Origin of the sequence: Actinomyces succiniciruminis, from assembly GCF_900002405.1 — a bacterium.
Lineage (GTDB): Bacteria > Actinomycetota > Actinomycetes > Actinomycetales > Actinomycetaceae > Actinomyces > Actinomyces succiniciruminis.
Window position 1 is genome coordinate 28,958 of sequence record NZ_LK995524.1, and the last position, 12,808, is coordinate 41,765.

Below are 12,808 nucleotides of genomic sequence, written 5' to 3' on the forward strand. Positions count from 1 at the left end.
CCCGGCGGGTGGTGCTTCGTCAGAGGACAGTCTGCCACGCTTGGGCTTGGCGGCGATGTTTCACGTGAAACATCACGCGACCGGGGAATTCGCTGCGGCGGTGAGTGAGGCCGCCGTCGGCGCGGCCACCGCGGGTGAATGTGAGGGCTGAGTGAGTCGCTGCCAATGACGCAGCATGTGCGGTACGCACGTTGATGTTTCACGTGAAACATCAACGGCCGACGCGAGTGTTTCACGTGAAACATGCCGGCGTCGTCGGCTTGGCGGCCCGCCTTCAGGGACGCAGCGCGTCGGTGGCGATAAGCGCCCGCAGCCGCGACTCGTCGCAGGGGATGCTCACCACGTGCTGCTCGGCGTCGAGAAGACGCTGAATCGTCGCGGGCACGGGCTGCGGGGCGCCGAGCGCCTCGGCGACGGTCTCCGGGAACTTCTCCGGCCGGGCGGTCTCCAGCACGAGGGTCGGAACCTCGGCTTCCATCAACCGCAGGGCCACGGTCACGCCGTCGGCGGTGTGCGGGTCGATGGGCGCACCGGTGGCCTCGTGCACGCGCCGGATCACGGCGAGCCGGTCGGCATGAGTGGAGGTGCCGGAGACGAAGCCGAACTCATCGCGCATCCGTGCCAGCTGATCGGAGAGGTCCAGCACCCCGGTGCGCTCCAGCTCGGGCCAGCGGGAGTGGAACTCCTCGGCACCGAGCAGAGTCCAGATGAAGCGCTCGAGGTTGGAGGCCTTGGAGATGTCCATGGACGGACTGGAGGTGGCCAGGGTCTGTGCACTCGAGCGGGGCCGATAGACACCGGTGGAGAAGAACTCATCCAGCACGTTGTTCTCATTCGTGGCCAGGATCAACCGGCGGATCGGCACCCCCATGGTGCGGGCGAGATGACCGGCGTAGATATTGCCGAAGTTGCCGCTGGGCACGGTCACGTCCACGCGGAAGGTGCGCTCGCCGGTCGGCTCACCAACCCCGGCTCCCGCTGCCGCCCCGGCGAGGCCCTCCGCGACGCCGTCCGAGGCGCGCAGCCAGGCCCACACGTAGTAGACGACCTGGGCGGCGATGCGCCCGAAGTTAATGGAGTTGACCGCGCCGATGGCGTATTCGGCCTTGAAGGCGGCGTCGCCGTTGATCGCCTTCACCAGGTTCTGGCAGTCGTCAAAGACCCCATCGACGGCGATGTTGTGAATGTTCGCGTCGGCCAGCGAGTACATCTGCGCGCGCTGCACATCGCTCATGCGGCCCTGCGGTGAGAGCATGAAGACGCTGACGGCGTCGCGGCCGCGGAAGGCGTGCTCGGCGGCCGAGCCGGTGTCCCCGCTGGTGGCACCGAGGATGTTGAGCACGCGTCCCTCGCGGGCCAGCTGGTACGGGATGGCCTGCCCGAGGAACTGCATGGCGAGGTCCTTGAACGCCATGGTCGGTCCCTCGGACAGTCCCACGAGGGCGAGCCCGGGAGCGACGGCGTCGAGCGGGCGCAGCGGCACCACCGGCGCCGGGAAACGCTCCGGACCGTAGGCGGCTGCGGTCAGCGCCCGCAGATCGGCGGCCGGGATGTCGGTGGCGTACAGGCCGATGACCTCGGCGGCGAGCTCCGGGTAGGTCAGTGTCCGCCAGGACTCCAGAGTGGCGGCGGATACCCGCGGGACCTCCGCGGGGACGGCGAGGCCGCCGTCGGGAGCCAATCCGGACAGGAGCACGTCAAGGAATCCGGTGGGCGCCATGCCGCCCCGGGTGGAGATGTAACTCGTGTCCTGCGTCCGGTGCATGTGCCGCCCTCCCGTGCGCCGTGGTGAACTGGGGCCCATCCTATGCGACCGGGTGACGGCGACGGAGGAGGGCCCGGCGGCCCGCCGGGCGACTCAGGCGATGACCTTCTCCAGCTGCGCCTTGAAGGAGGCCTTCGGGCGGGAGCCGGCGAACTGGTGGACCACCTCGCCGCCCGAGACGACGGCGAAGGTCGGGATGGAACGCACGCCGAAGGAGCGGGTGGTGGCCGGATTGGCGTCCACGTCCAGCTTGACGAACTTGGCCCGCTCGCCCAGCTCGGCGGCCACCTCGTCCACGATGGGGGCCATCTGCCGGCACGGCCCGCACCACTCGGCCCAGAAGTCGATTACGACCGGGACGTCGGACTGCATGACCTCCGCCTCGAAGGTGGCGTCGGTGACGGCGAGGGTGTCAGACATGGGTCACTCCTAGTCAACAATGAGTCTGAATACGTATGAGTTGATATGAATGAACTTGCGTACCGTGTGTCGTCGCCTCAGGCGTCCAGGTCGGCCAAGTAGGCCTCCGCGTCCAGGGCCGCCCGGCACCCAGAACCGGCGGCGGTTACCGCCTGCTGGTACTCCGGGTCGGCGACGTCGCCGCAGGCGAAGACGCCGGGAATGTTGGTGCGCTGGGAGGGAGAGTCGACCTTGATGTAGCCGGCGTCATCCAGCTCCAGCACGCCCTTGACCAACTCCGAGCGCGGGATCTGCCCGATGGCCACGAACAGGCCCGCGGCCGGAATATCCCGGCGCTCGCCGGTGATGGTGTCCTCCAGGGTCACCGACTCCAGACCGTCGGTCCCATTCAGGCCGACCACCCGGGAGTTCCAGGCGAAGTCGATCTTCTCGTTCTCGCGGGCACGCTGGGCCATGACCGCGCTCGCGCGCAGCTGGTCGCGCCGGTGCACCACGGTCACCGAGGAGCCGAAGCGGGTCAGGAACAGCGCCTCCTCCATGGCGGAGTCGCCGCCGCCGACCACCACGATCGGCCGGTCCTTGAAGAAGAAGCCGTCGCAGGTGGCGCAGTAGGACACCCCGTGCCCGGACAGGCGCTCCTCGTCGGCCAGACCCAGCTTGCGGTACTCCGAGCCGGTGGACAGGATCACGGTGCGCGCCTCGTAGACGGCGTCGTCGGTGGTGATGCGCTTGATGTCGCCGGTCAGGTCGAGGGCAATCACGTCCTCGTAGCGGATATCGGCGCCAAAGCGCTCGGCCTGCTCCTGCATCTGCGTCATGAGGTCCGGGCCCATGACGCCGTCGCGGAACCCGGGGTAGTTCTCCACCTCGGTGGTGTCCATCAGGGCGCCGCCGGCGGTGACGGAGCCGGCGAGGACGATCGGGTGCAGCTGGGCGCGGGCGGCGTAGATCGCCGCGGTGTAACCGCCGGGGCCGGAGCCGACAATGACGACGTCGTGGACCATGACTCTCCTGATTCTGCGTCTTTCTGGTATGTGCCGGGTGCCGCCGCGTCTGCGGGCAGCGCCCGCCCGATGCCCGATGAACCGGGGCGCGGGGCGCTTTGTTCCGGCGGGGCCGGCTACTTGAAGGTGATCTCCGAGATGGTCACCTTGAACTGACCGTCCGCGGCGGCGGGCAGGTCGGTCACCCAGAGCACCACGGACCCGGTGGTGGTGGGATCGAACTCGAAGGAGGTGGTGCCCTCGGTGAACGCGCCCTCGGCCAGCAGCGTCCCCCCGGTGGGATCGTCGGCGCCGGTGGCGCGCACCTGCACGTTCCCGCCGGTGCCGGTGCCCTGCACGTCGATGCCGGAGATCTCGGCCTCCTGCTCCAGCGTCACCGCCATCCCGATGCCCTGCTTCCAGGCCAGGGAGGCGTCGTAGTAGTAGCGCGACGACCACGCCTGATCGGTAGCGCCGTCAATGACCAGGCCCGCGTTCTCCGGGTGCTCATTGTTGTCCCCGAAGGGATCGAGGGACTGGGCGGAGGCGGGCTTGATCGCCGCGGCCGGCTCGGCCTGCTCCTCCTGCGGCTCCGACTCCGGCTCGGGCGTGGGGGTGGCCGAGGCGGTGGGCACGGTCTTGGCGGCCGGGATGTTGTCGTCCTGGAACTTCACGCCGGCCAGTCCGAGCAGGTTGTTCACGGCGAAGGCCACGCCAACCAGCACCGCCAGCACTACGGCGATCAGCACGGCGGTGGTGGTCCGGTTGACCGCCCGTTCCTGCGCGTCCTCCTCGTAGTCCGCTTTCGGCTCCTGCGCGGCGAAGTCGAGGGCCTCCAGGTACTCCTGACGCGGCAGCGCCGCGGTCTCGGAGGACGGTGTCGGCGCCGCGGTAGCCGCGCCGCCTACCGGAGCCGTGGTCGGCTCACGCTCCGGCTGGGTGGCGGCCTGCTCGCCTGCGGCGGGGGCCGGCGCGGATTCATCCACGGAAGCCGCCGGGCGGGCGCTGGACCGACGCCGTAGCCGCGCCAACACCCCGCCGGCCATGCCGGTCCGCGCGCCGGCCGACTCCGACGCCGCTGCCGACTCCGGCTCGGCCGGTGGTTCGGGAGCCGGACCGGGCGCGGTCGGGGCGGCGAGTGCGGCAAGCGCGCCGGCGTCCCAGGGGGCCAGGGCGCCCGCGACCTCGGCGGCGGAGGTGGGCGCACCGGCCGCGTCACCCCAGGTGCGGGCCACCAGCCGGTCCAGGGCGGCATCGACGTCGTCGGGCGTGCGCGCGATCTGGGAGGGGGGTACGGGGGCGCCGCCGGCCATGGGGGCGGCGGGCAGGCCGGCGCGCTTGCCCGGCCAGCGCCGGGTCAGTCCGAAGTACAGCAACTCGACCAGGGCACGGGCGTCGGCGCGGTCGCCCGCGAGCGGGTCGGCCTGCGTGCTCCCCTCCAGCCCCAGCACCGCCGCTTCCACGCCGATGCCGGAAACCTGCACGGTGCCGTCGGGCCGCACCCGCACCGACTCCGGCGACAGGTTCAGGTGGTGCAGGCCGCGGCGCGAGCAGGCGTCCAGGGCCTGGGCGGCCTCACCCACGATGGCGCGCACCTGGTCGGCCCGCAGCCCGGAGTTGACCAGCGCGGAGAAGGTCCGGCCCGTCATCGGCTCGGTGACAATGAACGACGGGGTGGCCGCCTCGACGTCGTAGACGCGCTGAATCCGGGTGTCGTCGACCAGCACGGCGCGGGTCGCCACTTCCAGCACGTCCCGGCGGTGCGGGGTGGCGTCGGTGAGCATGAGTACCGTGACCGGGCGGTCCAGGATCGTGTCCCGGCCCAGGTGCCGCACAATGCGCGGCAGCGTGGCCGGCATGGTGGACAGCAGCTCATACCGGCCGGAGCCGATCGGCGTCGCGTCCGCCATGAGGCCGCCTCCCACGACTGGTAGTGCCTGCGTATTAAAGGCGAGTCTAGCCGGATCTGCGGGCCACACCGCGGCCGGGGCGAAACCGATATGCGAGGCCGCCGGTGCCGGCCTGGGCGCGGGCGGGAACGACGGCGGCAGGACCGGGGTCGGCTCCACCGGCGCGTGCGCGGCCAGCGGCGGCGGTGGCGCCAGGGCGCGGCCCATGCGCACCACCGCCCGGCCCACCGGCCCGGGCAGCATCCGGCCGACCTTCGCCACGATCCGCGAGAGCGGGCCGAAGAACACGTCCAGTTCCTGCACCCGCAGCAGCTTGGCCACGGCCAGGTACACCAGGGTCATGACGACGGCGACCACCAGCACGGTCACCAGGGCATCCACCTGCCGGGTTCCGGTCAGGGAGCCGTCGGCCGAGCCCAGTAGGCGGCGCACCCCCAGCCCGACGAGGATCGCGGGCAGTGCCGCCACGATCAGTCGCACATAGGTGCCCACCACCCGCGGCCCGTCCAGGTCCGGCAGGTGGCGGCGGATCAGTGGCACCAGCACCAGGAATCCGGCGATCTGGCAGGTGGCCGAGCCGACCGCCGCCCACACCATCCAGTGGTTGGCGGGGGCCAGCAGGTAGGCCATCAGGCAGATCAGGACCGGGATCAAGCCCACCACCGCGTCGGCGATCAGCAGCCGCTTGGTGTCCGCGTAGGCGAGCATGACCCGCTGCATGGTGAACCACACGCCCTGCCCCACGATGCCGACGGCCAGCACCGTCAGGATCGGCGCGGAGGCGTGGGCCTGCTCCGTGGACAGGGAGGGGACGAACACCTGCAGCGCCGGGGCGGCCAAGGTGCCGATACCCGCGGCGAACAGCACCGTGAACACCGCGATCGAGCGCAGCCCCAGGGACAGGTCGTCGCGCACGCCTGCGCGGTCCCCGGCGGCGGCCTTCTCACTCATGCGGGTGAACAGGGCGGTGATGATCGAGGTGGTGATCAGGGACTGCGGCAGCATGTACACCAGCTGGGCGTTGGCGTACATGGTCGTCGACGGGACGATCACGTCCGCGTAGGCGGGCGACTCGGCGGCCGTGACCGCCCGTGAACCCAGGTTGGTGGCGGCCAGGTCACCCAAGGAGACGATGGCCGTGCCCAGCAGCGCCCACAGCGCCACCTTGGACATGTTGCCCAGGCCCATGCCGCGCACGCCGAAGATGAGCCTGGGATGGAAGCCGGAGCGGACCAGCGGGATGTACAGGATCAGTGCCTGCGCGGCGATGCCCAGCGTCGTCGTCGCCCCGATCAGGGCGATACGGCCCGCGTCCCAGATGCCCGGGTCCTGCCCGGAGGTGTAGCCGCCGTAGATATGCAGGTAGGCCAGGATCGAGGCGATGGAGATGACGTTGTTCACCACCGGTGACCACATGTACGGCCCGAAGCTGGAGCGGGCGTTGAGCACCTGCCCCCACAGGGCGTACAGGCCGTAGAAGAAGATCTGCGGCATGCACCAGAAGGCGAAGGCGAAGGCGAGCGGCTGCCAGCGCCCCAGGCCGGAGGCGTAAAGCATGATCACCAGTGGCGCGGCGACCGTCAGCAGCGCGGAGACGGCCGCGATCACCATGGAGGCGGCCGTCAGCAGCCGGTTGACCAGCTCCTCGCCGTTGCGCTGGCGCAGCGCCCGCACGATCTGCGGCACCAGGATTGCGTTGAGGATCCCGCCGATCAGCAGGTTGTACAACTGGGTCGGCACGGTGTTGGCGGTGTTGAAGGCGTCGGCCGCACCCGAGGCGGTGGCGCCCAGGGCGGTGACCAGCAGGGCGTTGCGCACCAGGCCGAGGATGCGGGAGGTGAGCGTACCCGCCGCCATCACGGCGCTGGAGCGGGCGATGGACGGCGCCGGCTTACCCGTCCGGGAGGGTTGCTCCGTGGCCGGGCCGGCGGTCTGGGACTGGGCCCCGTCCTGCTTCATCTACGCTCCCTGGGTGTGGCGGTGCGGCGCCCCCGGCGCACGGTACGGATAATCCCGGCGACTAGCAGGATCACCAGGATCCCGCCGAGTACGCGCGTGCCCACATTCTCCCAGTCGGCACGCACGCGCAGGTGCACCGTGGAGGGCGTGCCGACATTCGTGCCGTCCTGCGCGCGCAGCTGGATGGTCAGGTCGACGTCGCCGGAGCCGACGGCGGTCACCGGCACGCTCGCCGTCACCTGCCCGCCCGCCGGCACGGTGACGGTGACGTCCTCATCGGTCTGCAGGCGGGTGGAACTGGACTCCAGGTGCACCTCGACGGTCACGTCTTGGTCCAGGGTGGACACGATGCGCACCGGCAGGTCCGCGGAGGAGGAGATCAGGTTGATGGTGCTCGACGGCGCCGCCGCCAGGGCGTCGGAGACCGCCTTCCCGCGGGCACGGGACTGGGCGATCATGGTGGTGCAGGCGGACTCGTCGGCCCGCCAGGACGCCGACGCCGCCAGGGCGACCACGTCGGTGGACATGCCCAGGGCCCGTTCGGGGTCGTCCAGGATCGAGGCGACCGAATCCAGGTGGCCCTCCGCCGCCCGTGCCGCCGACAGGGTCATCGCGGTCACCTCGCCCTGTCCGCTGGCCGAATCCGGCAGCGGCACGCGGGCCACCTCCGCCCCGGACTGAGCGGAGTCGGCGGCCGATTCCAGCAGCGCGTGCAGGCTCTGCGGCTGCGTCCACGTGGAATTGGTCAGGGCGGTAAGGCGCTGGGCCAGCACCTGCGGGTCCAGCTCGGCGGCCGCCTCACGGGGGACAACCACCACCATGTCGCGGCTGACGGCCGGCGCCTGCCGGGTGACGATGGCGGTCTGGCCGCGCAGCAGCTGGACGGCGTCGAGGTCGGACAGCTGCGCGTCCCCCTCGTCGGTGAGCAGGCTGCCGCCGATCGCCGCCGACACTCCCGCCTCCGGGATGAGCACCGTGCGCCCATCCAGGGTCATGGTTCCCGACGGCGTGTAGGTCAGGTCGACGGCCACGGGCGCATCGCCGGGGGCGGCGACGACGGTGGTCACCGAGTCGGGCAGAGCCGCGAGCGTGGTCGCATCCAGTGCGCCGGCCGCCCAGGCGACGGAAGTGTCGGCACCGGCCTGCGCCGCCGCACTGTCGGCGCTGCGCTGCAGGGCCGAGGCGAGCAGATCCGTCTCGCCCAGGTGTGCCAGGGCGGTCAGGTCGGCGTCGCCCCAGGGCAGGGCGACCACGTCTCCGGCAGCGACCGCGGCGGCGAGCGCCTGCTTGAGGTCGGTGGCGTCGGCCGTCTCGGATGGGCCGCCGTCGGCGGCGGCCGACGGGGTGGGTGAGCCGGTGGCGGCGGCGCTGGTGGGCGCGGTCGATTCCACGCCGAGGACGGCGAGCAGGGCCGGGTCCACGGCGAGCACCACGCCGTCGCCGGCGAGCTCCAGCAGGCCCAGCACCCGCTCATGCAGCGCCGCGAGTGTCTCGGCATAGTCGGTGCCGGAGTCGGTGGCGGTTGCGGAAGCGGTAGCGCTCGCGGTCGGCGTCGGGGGGCCGGCGTCGTCGGGGAGCGAGCCCGGGGCGGGGGCGGTCAGTGCCAGCAGCTCGGCCGACGAGGCCGTGACCGGGACGAAGGCGATCACCCGCGTGGGGCTTACCTGTACGCCCGGGTTCCACAGGACGATGGTGCGGTCCTGCGTGAGCGTGGTGTAACCCTGGGTCAGTGCCACCTGTATGCCGCGCGGGCCCCACTGCTCGGTGTTGCGCAGCGGCAGGTTGTCGGCGCTGATGGTGAGCCGGAAGTCCACCGCCGCGCCGGGTGCCACGTCATCCGTGAGGGTCTCCAGGGCGATGGTCGCCAGCGGCGTGTCCTGCTCGTCGGCGAGCCAGGAGGCCAGGCCGTCCGTAGTCATCTCGGTGCGCGACTGCATCTGCGCCACCAGCGTGGCACCGGAAAGCGTCTGGTCGGTGCCGTTGGTAATCGTGCCCGTCAGCGTGACGTCCTCGCCGGTGCCCAACACCTGCGGCGCCAGGCTGGTGACGGCCAGGGTCACCCGTCCGGCGGACTCGTCGTCGGTGTCGGCTGGGAGCACGGTGGTGGCAACCGCCCCGGGCGGGACGTCGCGGGCGGCCGGGCCGGCGGTGCCTGCGTTGGCGCGCGCCGGGGATAGGGGCAGCGCGCCCACCAGCACGAGCACCGCGGCCAGCACCGTCAGCGCTCGCCGGGCGGCGCGGGCGACCCCCGAGCGGCGCGGCGTGGCGGAGCTCACCCGTCACCCACCAGGATCTCCCTGGCGGCGGCGACGATCCGGCGCTCATTGGGGTAGGCCAGGCGGCGGGCGACGTCGTCCAGGGTCACCCACTCGACGTCCTCCGCCTCATGGTCGGGATCGTTCTCGGTGGTGAGGCTGCCGCCGAGCGCCTCCAGCAGGAAATGGTGGACGACCTTGTGCACGCGGTGATCCTCACCGGCGAACCAGTAGTCAACGGTGGCCAGGTGCCGCAACACACGGCCGGTGATGCCGGTCTCCTCCGCGATCTCCCGCACGGCCGCCTGCTCGGCGGTCTCGTTGCCCTCCAGGTGCCCCTTGGGTAGGCACCATTCCAGCCGGCCGCCCCGGTTGCGCCGCGCAATCACAGCGGTCACGGCCCGACCGTCCTGCACGTCGATGATCAGTCCGCCGGCGCTCGTCTCGTCGACCACCGGCAGCGAGCGTGCGGCCGTGCGCCGCGGCCGGGTGCCGGCGCGGGGCATACGAGAGCGGTGGGAGGACATGGGGACACTCTAGGCGGTTCACCGCCCGATCGGCTCCCTTGGGTTCCGCGTGGCAGGCTTAGGCCGATGACCGACCGCCCGACCGCCCCCGCCCACACCCCCGCCTCCCGCCCCGGACGCGGCCCCCGCAGCGCCGTCGTCCCCGACGAGCGCCCCGACGCCGACGGCCTGACCCCCACCGCCCGGCGGGCCCTGCGCGCCCTACCGGACTCCCTGCATGAGTTGGGTCGCCGCTTCGCCGACGCCGGGCATGAACTCTCCCTGGTCGGCGGCCCCGTGCGCGACGCCTTCCTCGGCGTGGTCCCGCACGACCTGGACTGCGCCACCTCCGCCCGCCCGGAGGCGACCGAGGCGATCATGAAGGCCTGGGGCGACGCCTGCTGGGACGTCGGCAAGGCCTTCGGCACCATCGGGGCCCGCAAGGGTGACGACGTCGTCGAGGTCACCACCTACCGCACCGAGGAGTACGAGGCCGGCTCCCGTAAGCCGGCTGTCGCCTACGGTGACAGCCTCACCGGCGACCTCACACGCCGCGACTTCACCGTCAACGCCATGGCGCTGCGTCTGCCCGAGCTGGAGCTCGTGGATCCCCACGGCGGCTTCGACGACCTGTGTGCGGGCGTGCTGCGCACCCCGGTGTCCGCCGAGCAGTCCTTTGACGACGACCCCCTGCGCATCATGCGGGCCGCTCGCTTCGCCGCCCAGCTCGGCTTCGACGTCGAGCCCGACGTGCTGGCCGCCATGACCGATATGGCGCCACGCCTGAAGATCGTGTCCGCCGAGCGGGTGCGCGCCGAGTTCGAGCGGCTGCTGCTGGCGCCCTGGCCGCGGCGCGGGCTGGAACTCATGGTGCACACCGGGGTGGCCGACGTGGTGCTGCCCGAGCTGTCCGCCCTGCAGGAGACCGTCGACGAGCACAAGCGCCACAAGGACGTCTACGAGCACACCCTGACCGTGCTGGAGCAGGCCATCGACCTGGAGACCGGGCCGGACGGGCCCGTGCCCGGCCCGGACCTCGTGCTGCGGCTGGCAGCGATCTTCCACGACATCGGCAAGCCCGCCACCCGGCGCTTCCTGCGCGACGGCACCGTCACCTTCCACGGGCATGACCACGTCGGCGCTCGCATGACCGCCAAGCGCATGCGCGCCCTGCGCTTCGACAAGCAGACCATCAAGGACGTCTCCCGCCTGGTGGAGCTGCACCTGCGCTTCCACGGTTACGCCGACGCCGCCTGGTCCGACTCCGCCGTGCGCCGCTATGTGGCCGACGCCGGGCCCCTGCTCGAGCGCCTGCACCGGCTGACCCGCGCGGACGTGACCACCCGCAACAAGCGCAAGGCGCACATGCTGGACGCGGCCTACGACGACTTGGAGGACCGCATCGCGCAGCTGCGCGAGGAGGAGGAGCTGGCCGCCATCCGCCCGGACCTGGACGGCAAGCAGATCATGGCCGAGCTCGGCGTCGGGCCCGGGCCGGTAGTCGGCGAGGCCTACCGCTTCCTCATGGACCTGCGCATGGAGAAGGGCCCGCTGGGCGAGGAATTGGCGCGCGAGGCACTGCACTCCTGGTGGGCGGCGCGCGGCAAGAAGTAGGCGGCGGGCGCGCGCGGCGAGCCGACACTGCGGGTGTCGCCGTCGGCAATCGCCCTGGTCAACTCGCCCTGATCCACTAGCTGGAGGGTGCGCTCTCTTCGTCTGCAACGTCTTCCCCGTTAACGACGTCTGCAACGCCTCTTCCCCGTTAACAACGCTACTTAACGTTCTGCTGAAGGCCTCGGAGGTATACAGCAGACGGTTAACTGGCGTTGTTAACCCCGAACCGGCGTAATAGACGGGCTTGTGAGTGCCCTTGTCCGCAACTGGGCTGACTATTGGTGCCGTGTGTGTGGCGCTCGACCGGGCCACCCCCTGGTCAGCGCCGTCATGACATCTCACCGGCGTCCACAGGTGGCGTTCGCGACACCCCAATCCACAGAGATCGCGGGGCGCGGTGGCGCCGCCGTCGGGCCGCGGCGATTCTGCTGACATGCAGCGCTACCCGACCCCGCCGGAACGTCCCCGCATGTTGTTCACCGCCGACCGCTCCAACGGAGACCTGGCCGGTCGGCGCGATCTCATACGGGTGGCGCATGGCAGCTACATGTTCATTCCCGACCGGGATACGCCGACCTGGCGCCTGAAGGAACTCGTCACCCTGGCGCGCTGCGAGGCGGCGCTGCGAGCCTCGCCGTCGGCAATTGCCCTGACTCACGAGGCGGCGGCGGTGGTGCTGGGGCTGCCTGTCTTAGAGTCCGAGCCCTGCATCCGCCTGGCGGTGCCCGGGAACCGATCGCGCAGCACCATCGTTTTCCCAACGGTCAGGTACGGGCCGCCGGAGGGCCGACGTCATGGTCGGTCGGTGACGCTGTTGCGTTCGACGACCGCGCCGGCGCCGGAGGAGGTCGTCAACGTGGGCGGGTTGCGGGTGACGACGCCGCTGCGCACCGCCATGGACTGCGCCTTCGACCTGCCGGTGCGCGAGTCGTTGCCGGTGGTGGACGCCGCGCTGCGGGCGGTGTGCCGTCCCGACCGCTTCAACCGACGCTGCTACGGGGAGATGGAGATCGACGCGGCGCGCGAGCGGTTGATGCGCATGGTGGAGAGCCAGGGGCGCCGTCACGGCAAGCGTCGTGCCAGGGTGGCGGTGGCGCTGGCGGATCCCTTCGCGGAGTCGCCGGGCGAGAGCGTGCTGCGCTGGGCGGTCGGTGTTGCCGGGGTGGCCGAACCGGTGACGCAGCGGCGCTGGATCGGCGACGATGCGCACGAGTACTTCCTCGACGTCGCCGTGGACAGTGCCATGGTGGACCTGGAGTTCGACGGCTACGGCAAGCTGGCGACGTCGGCGGACGTGCGCGCGGAGAAGCAGCGGGAGATGGTGCTGCGGCGTGGCGGGTGGGCGGTGCACCGCTTCGAGTGGCGGGAGTTGGCCGATCCCGAGCGGTTGGTGCGG

Annotated in this window: 8 protein-coding genes; 2 read left to right on the forward strand and 6 right to left on the reverse strand. The window is 71.4% G+C overall.

The features are described 5' to 3' along the window. Positions 1 to 274: 274 nt before the first annotated feature. From thrC to BN1056_RS10155, 6 genes are all read right to left on the reverse strand, one after another. Positions 275 to 1,765, reverse strand: coding sequence for a threonine synthase (thrC, locus tag BN1056_RS10130; RefSeq protein ID WP_210580890.1), 1,491 nt, complete (start codon positions 1,763 to 1,765; stop codon positions 275 to 277). A 93-nt stretch (positions 1,766 to 1,858) separates the two neighbouring features. Further along, positions 1,859 to 2,185 (reverse strand): thioredoxin, encoded by a 327-nt coding sequence (gene trxA / locus BN1056_RS10135; RefSeq protein ID WP_210580892.1) that lies wholly within the window; start codon positions 2,183 to 2,185, stop codon positions 1,859 to 1,861. Between the two features lie 77 nt (positions 2,186 to 2,262). Continuing rightward, positions 2,263 to 3,189, reverse strand: coding sequence for a thioredoxin-disulfide reductase (gene trxB, locus BN1056_RS10140; protein WP_210580894.1), 927 nt, complete (start codon positions 3,187 to 3,189; stop codon positions 2,263 to 2,265). Between the two features lie 116 nt (positions 3,190 to 3,305). After that, entirely contained in the window at positions 3,306 to 7,037 is a 3,732-nt protein-coding gene (locus BN1056_RS10145) for a lipid II flippase MurJ (RefSeq protein WP_210580897.1), read from the reverse strand. Beyond that, positions 7,034 to 9,313 (reverse strand): DUF6049 family protein, encoded by a 2,280-nt coding sequence (locus BN1056_RS10150; protein WP_210580899.1) that lies wholly within the window; start codon positions 9,311 to 9,313, stop codon positions 7,034 to 7,036. The genes BN1056_RS10145 and BN1056_RS10150 overlap by 4 nt, the downstream gene beginning before the upstream one ends. Continuing rightward, entirely contained in the window at positions 9,310 to 9,819 is a 510-nt protein-coding gene (locus BN1056_RS10155; RefSeq protein WP_073333394.1) for an NUDIX hydrolase, read from the reverse strand. The genes BN1056_RS10150 and BN1056_RS10155 overlap by 4 nt, the downstream gene beginning before the upstream one ends. Positions 9,820 to 9,885: 66 nt before the next feature. Here BN1056_RS10155 and BN1056_RS10160 point away from each other — a divergent pair, with 66 nt between their 5' ends. Both BN1056_RS10160 and BN1056_RS10165 read left to right on the forward strand, forming a co-directional pair. Next, positions 9,886 to 11,412, forward strand: coding sequence for a CCA tRNA nucleotidyltransferase (locus BN1056_RS10160; protein ID WP_210580902.1), 1,527 nt, complete (start codon positions 9,886 to 9,888; stop codon positions 11,410 to 11,412). 433 nt (positions 11,413 to 11,845) lie between these two features. Continuing rightward, the coding region (locus BN1056_RS10165) for a hypothetical protein (protein ID WP_210580904.1) at positions 11,846 to 12,808 on the forward strand (963 nt) is incomplete at its 3' end.